This window comes from Desulfobacula sp. (assembly GCF_030145145.1).
Classification (GTDB): Bacteria; Desulfobacterota; Desulfobacteria; order Desulfobacterales; family Desulfobacteraceae; genus Desulfobacula.
Map to the genome: position 1 here is coordinate 125,575 of NZ_JAQYWD010000003.1, position 19,122 is coordinate 144,696.

The window sequence follows — 19,122 nt, forward strand, 5'->3', positions numbered from 1 at the left end:
ACGCTTACATCCTTGTTTTTTATTTCAACCCAGCCTGCGTCACAAGCTGTTCCACAACCGCTTCCCATTCAATGGCCATAATATGAACCCCGTGGACTCCGGTGAGTTCTTTGAGCGTTTCAATGGTTTCAAGGCAAATTTTGATGCCTTCATCGGCCTGGTATTGTTTGTCAACGCCGTCCATGCGTTTGATGATCTCATCGGGCACATCCATGCCGGCCACTTTTTTGTTCATATACCTGGCCATACCTGCGGATCGTAACGGGGTGACCCCCCCGAGGATGTATACCTTCTCTGTCAGTCCTTCATCATTGGCCCGCCTGATCCATTCTTTAAACCGGTCCATATTGTAGATACACTGGGTCTGGATAAAATCCGCCCCGGCATCAATTTTTTTGGCCAGTCGAATCACCCGGTAGTCAAAGGGGTCGGCAAACGGGTTGGCTGCTGCACCAATAAACATCTGTGGCGCCACATCCAGATCAAACCCGCTCATGTCTTTTCCGGTGTTCCGCATGTCTCTCACTGTCCGGATCAGATTCACCGAGTCGATGTCAAAGACATTCATGGCATCCGGCTGACTGCCGAATTTCTGATGGTCGCCGGACAGGCATAAAATATTTTTGATGCCCAGGGAATAGGCGCCCATGATATCCGATTGAATGGCAATCCGGTTCCGGTCCCTGACCACCATCTGCATTACCGGTTCCAGACCTGCGGCAACCACATGGGCAGCGGCGGCAATACTGGACATCCTGACAATGGCGGTCTGGTTGTCAGTGACATTTACCGCATCCACAAACCCATTCAGCAGGGTTATTTTGTTGTCAATGACGTCTTTGTTGGAACCCCTTGGGGGGCCACATTCTCCTGTTATGGCAAATTTACCCTGGGAAAGTTTCTCATGAAGTCGGCTAAGGGGTTTCATATGATATGGTCCTCCCTGATCAGTTTTCTGGGTCCGCCGGAAAGACTGGTATTCCAGTTCTTTGGGGGGATATAAGTTTTCAGGTTATCCAATTGCCCTAAAGTGGTCAGTCGTTCAATAATCAGGTGCCAGGCGCAGGGGGTATCCGGATCAATTTCACACACGCCGTTCTGGGAGCCGCCGCAGGGACCATTGAGTAATTTTTTGGCACATCGGGTGACCGGACAGACCCCGCCAAATATGGCCAGGCTGCAATTGCCACACCCGGAGCATTCTTCGGTGAAAATGCCGGGACTTTCCTGAATGCCGATAAAAGTGGTATTCACCCCGGGCAATACCACCTCTTTTGCAAAGCGCTTTGCCATGGCCTGAACACCGGCACCACAGGCAAGGGAAAGGATGGCCTCATTTCTGGCAATCCCGGGGGATGCTTCCTGAATAAATTCGTTTTCACACTGGCGTTCAATGGTCAGTTCTTCTATGTCAATGGATTTTGCCATTTGTTTAAAACTGAGTCGTAGGGCAGACGCGAGGACGGCCACTTCGTCTTCGCCACCGGCAAAACATGTTTTTACACAGGTGCCGCAGCCAAGGATGAGAACCTTTTTATAGGGTTCTACAAGTTTGATAATCTCATTAATGGGTTTTTGACTACCGGTTATCATTATTGTACTCCATTTCTTGGATAGGTTGGGTAAAAACCAGATTAAAGCAAGGCATGGGCTTCATACAGTTTGGGCTTCATTTAATCGGGGAGTGATCAAACAATGGACCCCAGATATAGAAACCAGGAACTTGCTTTAAATCTGATTTTTTTATCATACCCTCTTTGGGGATGGTATTAATTCAAATGATTTAAAGCGGGATTCGGGCCAATCGTTTCAAGCGCCACTAATGTTTTTTGGATGATATCTGTAATCGCCCTGCTGTCTTTTGCAGTGGTGTTGAATATGCTCAAGCGCCTGCCATCCATTCCAATATCATCTAAAATGGTTTTTACATAATCGACCCGTTTTTTTGCCCGTATGCTGCCCTGGGCATATCGACAGCCTTTATCCGGGCAGACCAGCACTAGGACGGCGTCTGAACCGGCTTCAAATGCTCTTAAGAGGTGGATATCTTTTGTCATTGAAGCGCATGCCATCTTAACGGTTTTGACCTGGCAATTGTCAAACATTGAAGGGGTTTCTTCAAAAGAATTGATACAATGAAACAGCGTAAGTTTTGGTGTGTTATGGATTTCCATTTTTTCTTCCCAAAATTAAAATAAAAAAAGGCCTTCGCCCAAGTCATAATTTGGGAAAACGCCTTTGTTTTCTTCTAACCTTGCCAATACGCCATTGTATTCAGCAATAAACAGATTAAAGGGTATTGTTTGAAATGTCAATCTTTTTTTATTGGCCTGGCCGATGATGTAAAAAAATCTGTCTTTACGAATTTAATTTTGTTATGAGGTCTATCAGTCGTATGGTATTTTTACTGATAAAATACGAAATCAAAGAAAAGTGGGGCCTGTTGATATGGTAAAGGAAAAAACAATTGCAGTATCAAAAAAAACAGTGAATCGGGACCTGCTCATTCCGTATGGGGTCCCTTATTTTGCGTATGTTGGCATTGCCTCATTGACCCAGGACAGGCTCCCTGTTGAAGTCGGTTATCTGTTGAAAATCATTATTGTCCCTTTGCTGTTATACTGGGCATGGAAATGGTATGTCCCCGTTACCGGGCCAAAAAAACCATGGGTCTCCGTGGTTTATGGCGTTGTTTTCGGAATATTGGGTCTGGCCATCTGGTGTCTGTTGATGGCCCCTTTCATAGCGGTTTCCGGCGAACCCTGGGGCAACACAGGTTTTTTTTTAAGACTCTTTTCAGCGGCATTGATTGTGCCGGTTTTTGAAGAATTGTTTATTCGGGGGTATATATTGCGGGTGGCGCTTCAATGGGATATCAACCGGCAAAACCATAAAATTGACTCCCCTTTAAATGAAACATTGGATCATGACCGTCTCGATGATGTCAACCCTGGTGCCTGGAGCATTATGGCGATCGGCATCTCAACGATTGCATTTGCAGCCGGGCACCTGCCGGTTGAATGGCTGGCTGCTGTGGCGTATAGCATCCTGATATCCATTTTATGGGTTATCAGAAAAGATCTTTTGTCCTGCATGGTGGCCCATGGGACAACCAATTTAGCCCTGGGGGGATATGTATATTTTACCGGCCAGTGGGGATTTTGGTAGAAAAAAGGGCAAGGGAAGTTAAAATCGGGTTACCCGGTTAAGGCGACTCATTATTGAAGATTTCATTGGAAAGAATCACGGCTTCTGCCACTTCTCGAATGGATTTTCTTGAATCCATGCTTCTTTTCCGGATCCAGCCATAGGCTTCATCACCAGTCATCTGTCGATTGTGCATGAGAACCTCTTTGGCTTGTTCGATTTTTTTACGGGCTTCCAATTCTTCCTGGATGACCTTTGTTTTTACCATGAGTTCCGTGTTGACGATGGCAATGGCCGACTGATTGGCAACCGCTCTTAACAGGTTGACTTCTGTATCGGAAAAGTCATGGGGTGTGGCGGTAAAACAATTTAACACCCCAATGACTTTTTCTTCTTTTGCAACTAAAGGGATACCCACCATGGAAACAAGGCCCAATTTTTTGGCCATTTCTTTTTCTTTAAAGAGATCGGATTCCAATACATCCAAAAGGACTAAGGGCTTTTTGTGTGTTACCACAAACCCGACAACGCCTTCATCCAGACCCAGGGCCCGGTCGATGATATAATCCGGAGAAATGGACTGGGTTGCTTTCAGGCGGATTTTAGGCGGTTTTTCTTCTTCATTGACAATCCATAAAGAACAAATTTCAACACCGGTCACTTTTGCGGTTACCATCACAATCAATTTTAGCAGATCTTCAATAAAAAGGTCCGAAGTGATTGCCCGGCTGATATCGGTCAACGCTTTTATGTAACCGTCATATGTCTGGTCATCATTATTTTCCATCATATCCCTATATTAATCAGAAATCAGTGATTCTCGTCAATAGGAAAAAATAATTTAGTCCCTATCCCTTTGTCTTTTCTACATGGCTGTGTTGGGGATTAAATCCCATATCCCGCAGGGACAGGCCCCTTTACAGAATCCACAGCCAATACACAGATCTGAATTTACCCGATATTCAAATGCTTCCTTGTCGAATTCAATTCTTTCAATAGCCCCTTCCGGGCAAATGGCCACACAGATGCCACAATCCTTACAATTGCCACAGGAGGCGCAATCCGCACCGCAATCGCTGAGATTGTCAGCCTGTTTCTTTGGATTGTAATATTCAAGATGGATCCGCTGCTTGTCGATCCGGGGCAACGTTTCTGCAACATCAGGACGGTTGCCTTTTATGATTTGATCAATACTCAGGGCTGCTTTTCTTCCAGCCCCAATGGCATCCGTGATAAGCCCCGGGCCCACCACATCTCCAATGGCGAACACCCGTGGGTCTGACGTCCGGTTGAATGGGTCCACGTCAATAAATCCGTTGTTAACGGTAATCGCATCATCAAGGAAGTCAAGGTCCGGAACATCCCCAATGGAGATCACCACTGTATCTGCTTTCAGGATTTCACCATCCTGGAGCACCACCCCTTTTTTTGTGATTTTCTTTGTAAAGCAGGGCCATCTGAAAGTGGCACCAATGGCCTGGGCATCTTCTTTTTCTTTTCCAAAGGCTGCCGGTTTTTGAACGTCAATCAGGGTGATGGTTTCAGCTCCCAGGCGATGGGCTTCTGTTGCCACATCGCATCCAACATTTCCCGCGCCGATGATCACCACATGTTTTCCTGGCTTTGCAATGTCTTTTTTTGATTGTTCAAGAAACGCATTGGCAAAGACGGCGGTTTCAATGCCGGGGATTGGCAGGGACCTTGGTTTTTGTGACCCGGCTGCAACAATGGTAAAATCATAGTCATACTTGATTTTTGAAAATTCCTTGCTGTCAATGACCTGGTTTAATTTTATATCCGATATCAATTCCCTGACCCGGTTGAGTTCTGCATCAAAGGTTTCTCCGGGCATTCTTGAACCGGGAATCACCGACGCTATTTTTCCGCCAATGGCGCTGCCGGTATCAAACAAAGTAGGGGTATGGCCTTTCAGCGTTAAATGCCAGGCAGCCGAGATACCACCGGGTCCGGCACCGATGACGGCAATTTTCTTTTTGCTCTTTTTAGCCGGTTTCGGCAGTTTGACGCGTTCTCCGGACTTTCCCAGGAGTCTCACATCAATGGGGGACATATACTGTTGATGCCGGGTGCAGGATGCCATACAGGGGCTGGGGCAGAGGTATCCGCAGACGGTTGCGGGAAACGGGGTGTATTCAAGACCCATACTGATGGCTTCGTCAATATTGTCCAGCCGCACCATCTTCCATCTTTCCCGGACAGGAATCCCTGTGGGGCAGGCTGCCTCACAAGGTGCCATATATTTTCCCTGTTCCCATACCGGAATGTACCGTCTTAAATCGCCCCGGGTAATCAGGGGAAGGATTTCTTTTTCCGTTTCCTGGAGATCTCCGATAAGGCCGCCCCGGCCAAGTTCTTTGTCCCAGACCTGTTCTCTGAACCAGGACATGGACGGTTTCTCCGGTTCATCGGTTTTTTCCAGGGCCGATTTTGCTTCAATGAGCTGCCATTGGGAGCGGTTGGAGAACGCGGGTAATTGATCGCTGTGATGGATTTTTTCCAGGAAAGCCGCCAGGTTGGTGAGAAGCCAGTTCCATTGTTCATCTGACACGTCAGACAATTTGGCATCTTTTTTAGAAAATCCTTCCACACTGCCCCGGACAAAGACTTTGCCCCCCACCATTCCGATAAGGGGTCTGTACCCTAAGATCTGATCTTCCGGGGCTGCCGTGTGACCGCAGATAACCGCAATTCCACCGGCCATGAATTCTCCAAAATAATCCCCGGCAGATCCCAGTACCCAGAGTTCCGGCGGTTCAAATCTCGGGTTTCGCTTGGTCATGGTCATGCCCCGGGCACCAATGGAACCGCCAATATAGACCTTGCCCTGGGCCGCACCATTCATGACACCATTGGAGGCATTGCCGTGGACGATAATTTCGGCACCGGCATTCAGCCAGCCAATATCATCCGAGGCCGGTCCCATGATTTCGATCCGGGTATTTGCATGGCCGAAAGATCCCGCTCTCTGCCCGGATTGGCCGATGATCCGGATATAGGTTTTTTCTGTCCCTGCATCCCAGAGTCTTCCGCCGATACCGTGTTGTCCAAATCCTTCTACTTCAATGTTTCTGCGACCGTTTTTTATATGGCGATGAATGATCTCTTCCAAAACCCTGGAAGAAATTCGATGGCCTTCTTTTTTGCCGGATATTTTAATAAATGCATCTTTTTTCATTGTTCACCCCTCCTTACACCACATACTTTATACTGAGGCGTTGCGCTGCAGCATGATCATCAATTCCAAGGGCATCGGACATACCTATGGGAAGGGATGTTGAGCGACCCAGTGGGGCCACGATCTTTTTAAGCTCCGTATCAAAGGAGATAAACAGATCAACGATTCTCTGGGCAACATCCTCAGGGTCAAGCCGTCTGTAAAGTCTCGGGTCCTGGGAGGTGATGCCCTTTGGGCAAATGCCCACATTGCATACATTGCACCGGTCTTCTTCCGTTCCCACACAACCGGCCGCCGCCTGCATGACATATTTTCCAATTTGAACCCCACTGGCCCCCATCATGATCAATGCTGCGGCATTGGCTGCAAGATTCCCATTTTTCCCGATCCCGCCCCCGGCAAAGATGGGGATTTCATTCTGCTTTCCAATTTTGATCAGGTTCAGGTAATTGTCTCTGATGCAGGAGGCAATGGGGTGACCCATGTGGTCCATGGAAACCGTATAGGCGGCTCCCGTGCCCCCGTCCTCACCGTCAATGGCAAGCCCGGATGCAAAATCATTACGGGTCAGGTTGTTCAATACGGCCAGGGATGTGGAAGAGGCGGATATCTTTGGATATACCGGTACCCTGAACCCCCAGGCCATGGACATGGACTGGAGCATTTTTGCCACAGACTCTTCTATGGAGTACTGGGTCTGATGGGTCGGCGGGCTGGGCAGGCTGATCCCCGGGGGAACGCCCCGGATGGCGGCAATCAGTTTATTGACCTTATGCCACATCAACAATCCGCCATCGCCCGGTTTTGCCCCCTGGCCATATTTTATTTCAATGGCACAGGGGTCTTCTTTCATGTGGGGAATGGCATGGATGATTTCATCCCATCCAAAATACCCCGAGGCAATCTGGAGAATGACATATTTTAAAAACCTGGACCGTAACAGCCGTGGCGGGCAACCGCCTTCCCCGGTGCAGATCCGGACCGGCATCCCCATCTCCTCATTCAGATAGGCCACCCCCATCTGAAGGCCTTCCCACATGCTGGGAGACAGCGCACCAAAAGACATTCCACCAATGATTAACGGATAGATTTCTCTGACCGGCGGAATCCAGCCTTTTTCTTTTAACCGTTTCATGTTTTCCCTGGGGGAGAGGACCCGTCCCAGAAGGGTTCTCATTTCAAATTCATGGCGGCCGGCATCCAGAGCCGGATCAGTGAGCATGGAGATCCGGGTAAATTTGATCCGGTCCAGTATGGATTGGGAAGAATTCCTTCTGCCGCCTCGTCTTCGGGGAATACCCTTTTGGTTGATATGGAATTTGAGCCGGTCCAGTCCTGGGTTTTTCACCGGGGCAATGGCATCATTGGGACAGACCATGGTACACATGGCGCACCCGATACAGGCGTTTTCCACCCGGGTTTTCTGGCGGATGCCGTAAAACGTGTCATATTGGTTGGAATGGGGGGTGTCTTGTTGAATGGATATTTTAACCATCCTTTTTTGAAACACCTTCAGTTCAATGGCCTGGACAGGGCAGACAGCGGTACATTGGCCGCACAGGGTGCACCGATCATTGCTGTAACGGATCTGCCAGGGCAGATCATTCAGGCTTAAAGAGGAAGGTTCAAGGCTTCTGTTTGACGACATATTTTTACCTCCTGGCGGTCAGGGCTGACAATTGCTGTATCAATGTGCATGGGTTGTATATCTTTTGTTGTATCCCGGTCCGGGATGACGGCATCAAGGCCGCAGATTTCAGAGGAAAATCCAAACAAACCGGCTTTTCCGCCAACAACACCCGGGCGAAGTTTTTTCCTGTCCTGGACCATGAAAAGGGAATGATCCGGCAGCGTACCGATGACGCAGTTGGGTCCATCAATAATAAGGGGTCTGCACGTTCTTTTAAGATGGGCGAGAAATGGTGCATCCGGGTGTTGCTGAAGATCTTTTTCCTGCAAAGGGGTAATCACATGCTTGTACGCATCAATCCCCATATCAAGGCCCACCATGGCATAATGAAGAATATGGGCAAACACCTCGGAATCGGACTGATATCCCATGTAGCCGGGGAAATCCCTTGATGACAAAAAGTCCTTGATGGGGATAAATGCGGTGTTTTCTCCATTGGTCATGGTGCAGTAGCCATTGATAAAAAACGGGTGACAGGCATATAAATTGATGGCGTAATTCGTGTTTTGCCGGCCCTGGGCCATAATGATACGGGCATTCAGCTCTTTTCGATCCAGGCCCAGATAATCGGCCAGTTGCATGGGATCACCGATTTCCTTGATCATGATGGTGTCCGGCCAGAAGGAAAAGACCATCATATCTTTTTTTTCTTCCCCCATTTCACGGATTTTCAACAGGATCATCATCAGTCTCTGGGAAATTTCGTCCGGTTCAAGAGTGTCCCAGTCCTCGGGTAGTTCATAGGCCCTGATCAGGTAAAGGTCCCGTTTGGGTATGCCCGGAACCGATTTTTTGGGCACTTTTAAAGTGATTTTGTATTTGGTAAGAAACCCCTTGTCCATCATAAAAAGGTCCAGGCGCCGAATCCCTTCTTCACTGAAGATACCGGATAAAATCGGTGCCTCTTTCATCTCTTCAAAGGGGCCGCCCAGATCCTGGAGCAAAAGCCCCATACCTGATCCGTCATGGCCTTCTTTCATCACATCAAGGGCTTTGATGGCAAGCATGGGAGACACGGGGTCCTTGCTGGTAAGCGCAAACAGACGACACATTAGTTCTCTTCTCCTTATCTTTAACTCAACTTTCGGACTTGGCCATTTTACATGGGGTCAGGCGTTCTTTAAAACGAATGACCAAAAGCTGGGTCTTTAAAATATCGCAGCATTCTGCTTGATTCTTTGGAAAATGGGGTTTTATTGCCTGTTTTCCAAAACTTCAGTATAAAGAACAAGACGGGTAATGTCAATAAATTAAACAGCTTTTCAATGGGTTACATAAATTGAGACGTGCGAATATGTTCAGTCCTTAAGAGGGGGTAACGGTATTGAAAATCCAACATTATCATACAATTTTTGAATTTTTAATAAATCTTCTTCAAGGCTTTCTCCCGGGTTGATTTTGCCGATCCACCGGGTTCGTTTTGCCTGATTGTCAAGATACCAGCAGAGGATCGGGACAGTGGCCCCTTTTGCAATATACCAGAAACCTGTCTTTATAGCGGCCACATTTTTTCTTGTGCCTTCCGGAACAAGGGCCAGGACAAGCGCCTCCCTTTGATTGAATTCCGCCACCACACTTCCGACAAACCCCTGGGTTTTATCCCTTTTCACCGGCATGCCGCCAAGGCTTTTAAGGAGAAGTGACATGGGAAAGAAAAACCATTCCGCCTTCACCAGCAGGCGCACGTTGACTTTAGCGATTTTCATATAGGTCAGTGCCCGCACCGTATCCATGTTTGCTGTATGGGGAAATCCGATCACCACGCTTTTGTCGGTCCAATAGTTTGGCAACGCATCATAGGACCATCCCATGAGCGTATACAACATCTTTCCCACTATGCTCAACAGGGTTTTCAATGGTGATGTCCGCAACCGCCTTCTTTTTTGTTCTTTTTTGTCTGACAAAAGTCAAACATATGGAACATTTTGAGTTCGTCTTTCTCCAGAAGTTCCAGATTTTCCAGGACGGTATCTTTCAGTGCCTGATAGACTTTAATATCTGATGATGCCAGGCTTCTTTGAGACCCATCCCCCATGCATTTGGTTACCACCGCATCCACGTTATCCTCTTGTTTGAACAAACCGGTTTTGCATGTGGATCCTTCACCTGAAAGTTTTTGGTTTCCTATAAGCTCAACCTCCCGGGTTTCCAGGTCCACGATCAAAAATTTTTCAGCCACACCAAAATGATCATCAATGATACTTTCCAGCCCTTTGTTCTCCTTAACGGGAAAGGCTATTTTCATTACATACCTCCAAAAAAAACGTTGTTTATTGCTGTCTCAACTTTCGGAATTGGCCATTTTACATGGTGTCAGGCTTTTTTTATGCTACTTTTTACCTGTCTGGTCATGGGATAATGATAAAAAGCATGGAACCTGAGAAAAGATTCAGCCTCCAATAAAAAAAGCCTGACACCGTCCATTGAAGCGAATGACCGAAAGTTGAGTTACCTCTATCATACCAAAAGAACGGCCTAAAAGATAAGGGTTTTTTTTGTGATGACAAGAGTGTGGTTCTTGAATTTCCTTGGAAAACAGGCCATAATTGCCGACATATGACACGATATCTGAAATACCTTTTGATGGTGGCCGTTTTCGTTTTTTCAGGCCTGTTTGCCGGGGCAGATGAACAGGGCCTTCTTTTTGTGGGGGCATTTTCCCAGCAAACGCTGGATCAATGGACGTCCAAAAAATTTGTCAAGGAAACCGCTTACTCACTGACCGTGGTTGACGGAGACTGGTCATTGAAGGCTGTCAGCGAAAGTGCGGCATCAGGATTGATCAAAAAAATTCGGGTCGATCTTGAAAAATTTCCGGTCCTGAACTGGCGATGGCGAATTGAAAACCGGTTGCCAGGCACCTTTGATGAACGACAAAAAACCGGGGATGACTATGCTGCCCGGATTTATGTCGTGGTCTCCGGTGGCATCGCCATCTGGAATACCCGGGCACTGAATTATGTATGGGCCAAAACCTCTCCAAAAGGAGATGTCTGGCCCAATGCTTTTGCTAAAAAAAATGCCGTCATGGTGGCGTTGAGATCATCTGAAGCCCCGGTATCGGTCTGGCATACGGAAAAAAGAAATATCCGTGAGGATTTTAAAACCCTGTTCCACAAAGAGGTTAGATGGATTGATGCTGTTGTATTGATGAGCGATACCGATAACACCCAACAAGCGGTAACGGCATATTACGGCGACATCTATTTTTCAAGCCAATGATGCCCATCATATGGATAGGTCATGGATGGGCGGGCTTTTAATGGTAGGAAAAAACAAGTTAAAGGGAAGTTATGAAAAATTTTTTCAAGGGAGTTGTTTTTCTGCTGACAATCGGAATACTGGCGCTTCCGATTGTTTTAGTGTTGTTGACCATTGAAAACACACCATTGGTTTCACACCATCAAAAACTGTCCTTTGAAAATGTTAAAAAAGTAAAGACCTTGATACGGGATATCACGCCTGACCACTTAAAGAAAAGACAAATTAAGGATGTCAGAATCACTGAAAAAGAGTTAACTCTTTTGCTTAATTATGGATTTTCCCAAGGGCTGAAACTTGAAACTATTTTTTCAGAGATCAAGTTATCCCATCAAATGATCAACACGTTTATTACGGTTGGCCTCCCTTCTAATCCGGTGGGAGAATATGTAAATCTTTCTGTCCGCATGAAGAATACCGGCTCATCTCTTGATGTCGACACGTTTAAAGCGGGAAATCTTACCCTGCCGGGTGTCCTTATTCATCCGGTTGTTCAGTTCTTCAATGGGTTGCTGTTGAAAGTTGACCTGTACCATCATTTTATGGAAAATGCCCGTTCCATAAAAGACATGTCAATAACCAGCAAAGATTTAAAGATAAGATATGAGTGGGACCCGGATTCTCTGGACAAACTTCATGAAAGCGGGAAAACCTTCCTGGTATCAAGAGATCATCAGGAAAGGCTTGTGCGCTATCACAATCAACTGGCAGATATTTTATCCACCGTTAAGAATCCGCACATTCCACTGGTCAATATGATACGGCCCATGTTCAAATTTGCGGCCCGGCAATCAAAACTACATAACCGGCCGGTTTTGGAGAATACGGCATTGCTGCAGGTTCTGTCCCTTTATGCCGTCAACAGGGGGGTGAAACATTTTATCAATACAGATATCCAGCGACAGATTAAACCTGCTGTTAAAAAGAGGGTAACACTTCATGGTCGAAGTGACTTGCCCCAGCATTTCCTTGTTTCCGGCGGTCTTGCGGTTTCTGCCGGAAGCCAGCTGGCCAATTTTATTGGACTGGCAAAGGAAGTTGAAGATGCTGACGGGGGGTCTGGTTTCAGTTTTGCTGACCTTGCTGCGGATAAAGCCGGTGTAAAAATGGGGGATATGGCCATTGCCTCCCCAGAACAGGCGCTTTTGTTCCAGGACAAAATGGCGGCAATAAAAACGGAAACTGAGTTTATGCCCCCCATAGATCGTTTACCGGAAGGTATCATGGAACTTGAATTCAAAAAGAAATATACGGATCTGGATTCTGATGCATATACCCTGATCAATAATGAAATAGACAAACGGATAAGAAATTGTCAGGTTTATAGATGAATCCGGATGCCATTATTTTGTTATCCCTTTCATGAATATGGTTCGGAACGTTCTCACGTATTCCCTGCCATCCAGATGCTCGCGGTTGAGCACCCATTGGTGAAGGCTTCCATCGTGTATGGCCATAAAGGTGAGCGCTGCTAGGTCCGGATCGAGGTCATTTTTAATAATCCCCTGGCGAATTCCCTGGGAAATCAAACTGCTGATGAAATTCATATAGGTTCGATAAACTGCTTTAAGGGCATATTGAAAATCAATATTACTATTCAATTCTGTTGTCATAAAGGTTAAAAACACACAGAGGTCTGGATTTTTAAGGGCGAACTCGGAATTAAAACTTAGTGCATAATTCAGTTTTTCTATGGTATCCCCTTTGTGTTCAGTAGTGGTTTTAATCAGTTGATCAATATATTTTGTTTTAAATTCTTCTATGATTTTAAACAGCAATTCACTCTTGCTTTTGAAATGAGCGTAAAGCGCACCTTTGGTAAAGTTTACCTTTTTCATAATGTCATTGATGGAGGTGCCGTGATATCCTTTTCGGACAAAGAGTTCAAGCGCAGCCTGAAGAATGATTGTTTCGGTTTTTTTGCTTTGTTTCATGACGATATGATATCCATATTTTTCCTAATCGGTTGGTATTTAATGTATTATAAATTAAACCCAATCCATTATCAATAAAATAAAATTATTTATCTATCATACCAATATAATTTATTATTTTCAATAAATTTAAATTTATTGGAAATATCCTGTTTTAAAAAAATACTGATCGGTTAGTTTTTTCTTGACATTCATTTTTTTTTTAAATATGATTTTTACTCAAACAAAAATGGTGAGTGACAAGCTGTAAATATCAAAAAGATCGTGGGTTGATAGCCCTATGCCATAAAGTAAACGTCCGTTAATACATATCTTAGGAAGGAGAAGTGGATACCATGACAGAAAAACGGCTGCCTTTAGGAGGCGAATTTCTGATTACTGAGACGGCACCACACAATATTTTCATCCCGGAAGATTTTACAAAACTCCATAAGATGATTCATGCTGCCACAACTGATTTCGTACAAAAAGAAGTTTTTCCCAATACGGAACAGATTGAAACAAAAGATGAAGCAATCTCCCGGGAGCTGTTGCTCAAAACAGGTGAACTGGGACTGAATGGGACAGATATTCCGGAAATCTATGGTGGTGAGGAAATGGATAAAATAAGCACCTGTCTTGTAACAGAAGCCATGGGTGCTGCCGGTTCTTTCAGTATCACGCACTCAATTCATACGGGTATTGGGTCGCTTCCCATTGTTTATTTTGGTACTGAAGACCAAAAGAAGAAATACCTGCCAAAACTTTGCAGCGGTGATTGGGTGGGCGCTTATTGCCTCACTGAACCGGGGGCCGGATCTGACGCACTGAACTCCTTGACAACGGCTGTATTATCTGAAGACGGGAAAAATTATATTTTAAATGGGGAAAAAATATATATCACAAATGGGTCCTGGGCAGATTGCTATACGGTTTATGCAAAGGTGGACGGAGAAAAATTTACCGGATTTATTGTTGAGAAGGCGTTTGCCGGTATTGAAAGAGGCGCGGAAGAAAAAAAAATGGGCCTTACCGGATCTTCCACCTGTACGATTCTTTTAAAGGACTGCATTGTTCCTGTGGAGAATGTGTTGTACGAAATCGGCAAGGGTCATAAAATCGCTTTTAATATTCTTAACATGGGAAGATACAAGATAGGTGCCAACGCAGTTGGTGGTTCAAAAACAGCCATTAGTGACGCAGCCAAACATGCAGCCACCAGAATCCAGTTTGGTCAGCCGATAGGATCCTTTGGAATGGTCCGGAACAAACTTGCGGACATGGTAATCCGAACCTATATGACCGAATCAATGATTTACCGGCTTGCCTTCATGATTGACAGCAGGTTGGAAAACCAGGGTGAAAAAAAAGAAAGGCCTGCTAGAGATACGGCAAACGTTATTGAAGAATATGCTGTGGAATGTTCCATGATAAAGGTCTATGGCAGTGAATGCCTTGATTTTTGTGTGGATGAATGGGTTCAAATTTTAGGTGGTGCTGGTTTGATCGCTGATTACCCGGCTGAACGGGCTTATCGGGGTTCCCGCATTAATCGTATTGTGGAAGGGACCAATGAGATCAATCGTCTTTTAGTGCCCCAGACCCTTTTTAAAAGAAGCCTGCAGGGACGATTGAATTTAAAGGCTGCTGTTGAGGCGGTTACAAAAGAGCTCAATTCCTGGGAAACAAGTCGTAACGATATGGCTGATGAACCCCTGGCGTTAGAGGAATATATGGTTCGAATGTGCAAAAAAATGATCCTTTTGGCGTTTGGGGTTACCGTCCAGAAATTAGGAAAATCATTTTTAAATGAACAATCGGTCCTGGGAATTCTGGCAGATATGAGTATTGAGGTGTTTGCCATGGAGAGCGGCCTGCTTCGAGCCATTAAAATTATAGAAAAAAATGGTATAAAAAAAGCCGAATACCATATTGCTGCAGTTAAGACCTATGTGGGTGAGACACTACACAAAATGGAATTTTGGGCAAACCAGATTTTGGTATTTTCAGATCCGGAAGAAACCCTGAATAAATATCTTGATGATATTAAAAAATTATCATCTTGCCATCCGATTCCTACGATTGTTTTGAAAGAAAAAATCGCAGAACGGGTGATTAAACTGAAAAAATATATTTTTTAAAGACCTGAATTTCTAATTTGTGAATCAAGGATAAAATTTTAGGAGATAGTAATGACCATTAAAAAAGTTGGCATCATTGGGTGTGGGGCCATGGGTTCCGGAATTGCCCAGGTTGTACTTCAGGCGGGATACAAAGTCATTGTGCAGGATTCCGGACAGCAATTTCTGGATACGGGTCTTAAAAGGATTAAAACGTCCCTGGATAAGCTTGAAAAAAAAGATGCCATCACATCTGGGAAAAATCAGGAAATACAAAACTTGCTTTCAGGTACAATCGTTCTTGAGGATTTGTCAGATTGTGATCTTGTCATTGAAGCTGTTTTTGAGGAGATCAACATTAAACAAGACGTGTTTAGTTCCCTGGACAGCATTTGTAAAAAAGAGACCATCTTCGCAAGTAACACCTCTTCTTTGTCCATTACCCAGATGGCTGCATTCACAAATAGGCCCAGTCAATTCGTGGGGCTTCATTTCTTTAATCCCGTACCCGTCATGCAACTTGTTGAAGTTGTCAAAACAATGTCAACCCAGGCTGAAGTATTAAAGACGATATTAGACTTTGCAGCATCTCTGGGCAAGGTTTCAGTTGTCGCTGTGGATACTGCGGGGTTTCTTGTCAACCGGCTGTTAACTCCTTTTTTGCTCGATGCCATGCAGGCCGCGGAAAATGGCGTGGCCAGTGTCCGGGATATTGATGCTGCCATGAAATTAGGGTGCAATCACGCCATGGGGCCTTTGATGCTGGCCGATTTTATCGGTCTGGATGTTCTTTATAATGCAAGCAGCATCATGTTTGATGAATACAAGGACAGCCGCTATGCGTCACCGCCTATCCTGAGAAAAATGGTATTGAGCGGAAATTTTGGGCAAAAATCCGGCAAAGGGTTTTATGACTGGTCTGATGGCAGAAACCCTGTCCCTTCCACACTGAATAATTAAACCAGCGAGACTTAAGATAAGGGGGTTATAATGGAAAAAGAGGTGTATATCGTCAGCGCAACGCGAACACCCATTGGAGATTTTGGTGGGTCCTTAAAAGGTGCATCTGCAACCGAACTTGCCATGCAGATCATGGATGCTGCCCTTGGCAGGGTTGGCATTGAAAAAGGTGCACTGGATCTGGTGACCATGGGGAATTGTTTTGATCCCATTGCCAATAATATTGCCCGTATTGCGGCGGTAAATCTTGGAATCCCTTTGGAAACTCCGGCATTTTCGGTTTCATGCACCTGCGGATCAGGCTTACAGGCAATTATCAGCGGATGTCAGGCACTCCAGCAAAAGGATGTTGGCGTCGTCCTGTCAGGTGGCGTGGAAAGCATGAGTAATGCGCCGTATATCTCCACCAGTAACCGATGGGGAAGCCGTCTCCAGCACACGCAATTGTTTGATCTGGTTTGGAAATCCATGCAGGAATACCCTGTGGGGGTGGGCATGGGGCTTACAGCAGAAAATTTGGCAGAAAAAGATCATATCTCAAGACAGGAACAGGACGAATTATCTTTGATAAGCCAGAATAGGGCATGCAAGGCAATCAAAGACGGTCGGTTTAAAGAAGAAATTACCCCGGTAACAATTTCCAGGAAAGGCCGCGATCCTCTATTCATTGAAACCGATGAGCATCCCAGACCGGGCCTGGCCATTGAAAACCTGGCCAAATTGCCTGCCGCTTTCAAAAAGGGGGGGACCGTCACAGCCGGCAACTCTTCAGGGATAAACGATGGGGCGGCAGCGGTGATTCTCATGGATGGGGATAAACTCAGGGAATTTGGTATTCAGCCGTTGGCCAGGATACTTGATTATGCCGTGGTCGGTGTTGATCCGGATTATATGGGAATCGGCCCGGTTCCGGCAACCCGGAAGGTCCTTGAAAAGACAGGTCTGTCTTTGGATGATATTGGACTGATTGAACTGAACGAAGCATTTGCTGCACAATACCTTTCTTGTGAAAAAGCCCTGGGCCTGAATAGAGACATTACCAATGTTAATGGCAGTGGCATCGCATTGGGTCACCCTGTGGGCTGCACAGGCGCCCGAATGATCGTCAGTCTTGTCCATGAAATGAAAAAAAGAGGTGTAAGCAAAGGGATTTCAACCCTTTGCGCTGGAGGCGGTCAGGGGTTTGCCATGGTGGTTGAAAGTTTATAAAATTTTAATCCGAATTCAGTATTCGTTTATGTCAGGTAATCGAAAAGAGATAATGGATTATACAAACTAAAGGGAGGGTAAAGGTGATAAATTTAGCAACTTATTTGGAAAATTCTACTATCGCTCATCCGGACAAAACTGCAGTAATCTTTGATGATGAAAAATGGACATTTAGACAGATTAACGAAAGGGCCAATGCTGTTGCAAACGGGCTGCGAGAAATGGGAGTGACAAAAGGTGATCGGGTTACCTTGTTTTTGCCAAACTGCACCGAGTTTTTTTTCTGGTATTTCGGAATCTTAAAAATAGGCGCCATTGTGAACCCTCTTAATGTAATGCTCAGGGAGAAAGAGCTGGATTACCTGATTGATGATTGCAAACCCAAAGTCGTTGTAACAACCCGTGAATTGTCGCCGGAACCCTTGAAAATTTTTTCCAGGGACGATTGTTCTGTTGACAAGATGGTTATCCTGGGGGGTGATACTGGGGAGAATATTTTATCTTTTGAAGCGTTTTTGAAAAATCAGTCCCCGGAATTCGATTCTGTTCCGGTTGAAGCGGATGATGTTGCAGCTATTTTGTATACATCAGGAACCACAGGCCTGCCCAAAGGGGTCATGCTGACCCATACCAATTTATGGGTAAATGGTCGGCATTGCGCAGACTGGGCTGAAACAACCTACAAGGATATTACGGTTTGTGCGCTGCCGTTGTTTCATTCTTATGCCATAACCCATGTTGTTGCTGAACTATTGATGGTTGGGGGTACCGTTGTATGGCTCAGTCGCTTTGATCCAACCGATTGTTTTGAAGCCATGGCAAAATATCAGGCAACGGCATTTCATGGTGTGGGAACAATTTATTATGCGTTGGTGAATCATCCGAAACTGGATGAATATGCAAAAAAAATCAATCTTCGTTATTGTGTTACCGGTGCTGCAGCAACACCGGAACCCATATTAAAAGCGTGGAATGAAAAATTTGCAAACTTAAGTGAAGGCTATGGAACAACAGAAGCTTCTCCTGTGGTCTTCATGAATCCGCTGATGGGAAAGGGGGTGCAAAAAGCAAATTCATGCGGGGTGCCAATTGTTGAGGAAATAGAAGTAGCAGCGGTGGATGTTGACAACAATCCTGTTAAGACCGGTGAAATAGGAGAGTTGGTGGTCAGGGGCAGCAATATCATGAAAGCATATTGGAATAAACCAAAAGCAACAGCAGAAACAATTATTGATGGCTGGCTGCATACAGGTGATCTGGTTTATTTTGATGCGGACGGATATTGTTTTGTCAAAGATCGAATCAAAGACATGATTATCACAGGCGGCTTTAATATTTACCCCAAGGAAATTGAAGATTTCCTGTATACACACCCGGCTGTCGGTGAAGCCCAGGTCGTTGGCATGAAAGACAAGGTAAAGGGTGAACTGGCAGTGGCATGTATTGCTCTAAAACCAGGAATGAGTGCCACACAGGATGAAATTATTACCTTTTGTAAAAATAATATTGCGGCTTACAAAACACCCAGAAAAGTTGTCTTTTTTGACGAATTACCTAAAACAGCTACTGGAAAACTGGAAAAATTAAGCTTGAAAAAAATGCTGGAAACCAAAACTGTTTAAAAAA

17 protein-coding genes are annotated in these 19,122 nt (G+C 45.3%); 7 read left to right on the plus strand and 10 right to left on the minus strand.

Annotated features, from left to right (window positions below; translation table 11 throughout):
• Positions 1–19 precede the first annotated feature (19 nt).
• The 3 genes from Q1Q15_RS02320 to Q1Q15_RS02330 all read right to left on the minus strand — a co-directional run bounded on the left by Q1Q15_RS02320 (position 20) and on the right by Q1Q15_RS02330 (position 2,174).
• Positions 20–928, minus strand: coding sequence for a methylenetetrahydrofolate reductase (locus Q1Q15_RS02320; protein WP_300456092.1), 909 nt, complete (start codon positions 926–928; stop codon positions 20–22).
• Complete coding sequence (locus Q1Q15_RS02325; RefSeq protein WP_300456095.1) at positions 925–1,593, minus strand: methylenetetrahydrofolate reductase C-terminal domain-containing protein; 669 nt, start codon at positions 1,591–1,593, stop codon at positions 925–927. Before Q1Q15_RS02325 ends, Q1Q15_RS02320 begins: the two co-directional genes overlap by 4 nt.
• A gap of 176 nt (positions 1,594–1,769) precedes the next feature.
• The gene (locus Q1Q15_RS02330) at positions 1,770–2,174 is read right to left on the minus strand and encodes a hydrogenase iron-sulfur subunit (RefSeq protein WP_300456098.1); all 405 of its coding nucleotides are present in this window, start codon (positions 2,172–2,174) and stop codon (positions 1,770–1,772) included.
• Between the two features lie 274 nt (positions 2,175–2,448).
• Here Q1Q15_RS02330 and Q1Q15_RS02335 point away from each other — a divergent pair, with 274 nt between their 5' ends.
• Positions 2,449–3,168 carry a CPBP family glutamic-type intramembrane protease gene (locus tag Q1Q15_RS02335; protein WP_300456100.1) on the plus strand — a complete coding sequence of 240 codons (720 nt, stop codon included), beginning with the start codon at positions 2,449–2,451 and terminating at the stop codon, positions 3,166–3,168.
• Positions 3,169–3,205: 37 nt separating this feature from the next.
• Here the strand turns inward: Q1Q15_RS02335 and Q1Q15_RS02340 are convergent, their stop codons facing one another.
• The 6 genes from Q1Q15_RS02340 to Q1Q15_RS02365 form a co-directional block, all read right to left on the minus strand.
• Positions 3,206–3,937, minus strand: a complete 732-nt coding sequence (locus tag Q1Q15_RS02340) for a GAF and ANTAR domain-containing protein (protein ID WP_300456103.1) — start codon at positions 3,935–3,937, stop codon at positions 3,206–3,208.
• Positions 3,938–4,012: 75 nt separating this feature from the next.
• Complete coding sequence (locus Q1Q15_RS02345; RefSeq protein ID WP_300456105.1) at positions 4,013–6,343, minus strand: FAD-dependent oxidoreductase; 2,331 nt, start codon at positions 6,341–6,343, stop codon at positions 4,013–4,015.
• A gap of 13 nt (positions 6,344–6,356) precedes the next feature.
• Positions 6,357–7,991, minus strand: coding sequence for a glutamate synthase-related protein (locus tag Q1Q15_RS02350; RefSeq protein ID WP_300456107.1), 1,635 nt, complete (start codon positions 7,989–7,991; stop codon positions 6,357–6,359).
• Entirely contained in the window at positions 7,955–9,085 is a 1,131-nt protein-coding gene (locus Q1Q15_RS02355; RefSeq protein ID WP_300456110.1) for a glutamate synthase, read from the minus strand. The genes Q1Q15_RS02350 and Q1Q15_RS02355 overlap by 37 nt, the downstream gene beginning before the upstream one ends.
• A gap of 246 nt (positions 9,086–9,331) precedes the next feature.
• Positions 9,332–9,889 carry a 1-acyl-sn-glycerol-3-phosphate acyltransferase gene (locus Q1Q15_RS02360; RefSeq protein WP_300456112.1) on the minus strand — a complete coding sequence of 186 codons (558 nt, stop codon included), beginning with the start codon at positions 9,887–9,889 and terminating at the stop codon, positions 9,332–9,334.
• Positions 9,886–10,278, minus strand: coding sequence for a NifB/NifX family molybdenum-iron cluster-binding protein (locus Q1Q15_RS02365; RefSeq protein WP_300456115.1), 393 nt, complete (start codon positions 10,276–10,278; stop codon positions 9,886–9,888). The genes Q1Q15_RS02360 and Q1Q15_RS02365 overlap by 4 nt, the downstream gene beginning before the upstream one ends.
• A 311-nt stretch (positions 10,279–10,589) precedes the next feature.
• On the opposite strand from Q1Q15_RS02365, the gene Q1Q15_RS02370 reads away from it, so the two are divergent.
• Together Q1Q15_RS02370 and Q1Q15_RS02375 are read left to right on the plus strand one after the other, a co-directional pair.
• Entirely contained in the window at positions 10,590–11,255 is a 666-nt protein-coding gene (locus Q1Q15_RS02370; protein ID WP_300456118.1) for a DUF3047 domain-containing protein, read from the plus strand.
• 71 nt (positions 11,256–11,326) lie between these two features.
• Complete coding sequence (locus Q1Q15_RS02375) at positions 11,327–12,625, plus strand: hypothetical protein (protein ID WP_300456120.1); 1,299 nt, start codon at positions 11,327–11,329, stop codon at positions 12,623–12,625.
• A gap of 12 nt (positions 12,626–12,637) precedes the next feature.
• Here the strand turns inward: Q1Q15_RS02375 and Q1Q15_RS02380 are convergent, their stop codons facing one another.
• Positions 12,638–13,228: a TetR/AcrR family transcriptional regulator gene (locus tag Q1Q15_RS02380; protein WP_300456123.1), complete on the minus strand. Its 591-nt coding sequence runs from the start codon at positions 13,226–13,228 to the stop codon at positions 12,638–12,640.
• A 335-nt stretch (positions 13,229–13,563) separates the two neighbouring features.
• Here Q1Q15_RS02380 and Q1Q15_RS02385 point away from each other — a divergent pair, with 335 nt between their 5' ends.
• The 4 genes from Q1Q15_RS02385 to Q1Q15_RS02400 all read left to right on the plus strand — a co-directional run bounded on the left by Q1Q15_RS02385 (position 13,564) and on the right by Q1Q15_RS02400 (position 19,118).
• On the plus strand, positions 13,564–15,348 hold the full coding sequence (locus Q1Q15_RS02385; protein ID WP_300456125.1) for an acyl-CoA dehydrogenase family protein: 1,785 nt from the start codon (positions 13,564–13,566) through the stop codon (positions 15,346–15,348).
• Positions 15,349–15,399: 51 nt separating this feature from the next.
• A complete protein-coding gene (locus tag Q1Q15_RS02390; protein ID WP_300456128.1) occupies positions 15,400–16,287 on the plus strand; it encodes a 3-hydroxyacyl-CoA dehydrogenase family protein in 888 nt (295 codons plus the stop codon).
• Between the two features lie 30 nt (positions 16,288–16,317).
• The gene (locus tag Q1Q15_RS02395; protein ID WP_300456131.1) at positions 16,318–17,496 is read left to right on the plus strand and encodes a thiolase family protein; all 1,179 of its coding nucleotides are present in this window, start codon (positions 16,318–16,320) and stop codon (positions 17,494–17,496) included.
• A gap of 83 nt (positions 17,497–17,579) precedes the next feature.
• Entirely contained in the window at positions 17,580–19,118 is a 1,539-nt protein-coding gene (locus tag Q1Q15_RS02400) for a long-chain fatty acid--CoA ligase (RefSeq protein ID WP_300456133.1), read from the plus strand.
• Positions 19,119–19,122: the final 4 nt, after the last annotated feature.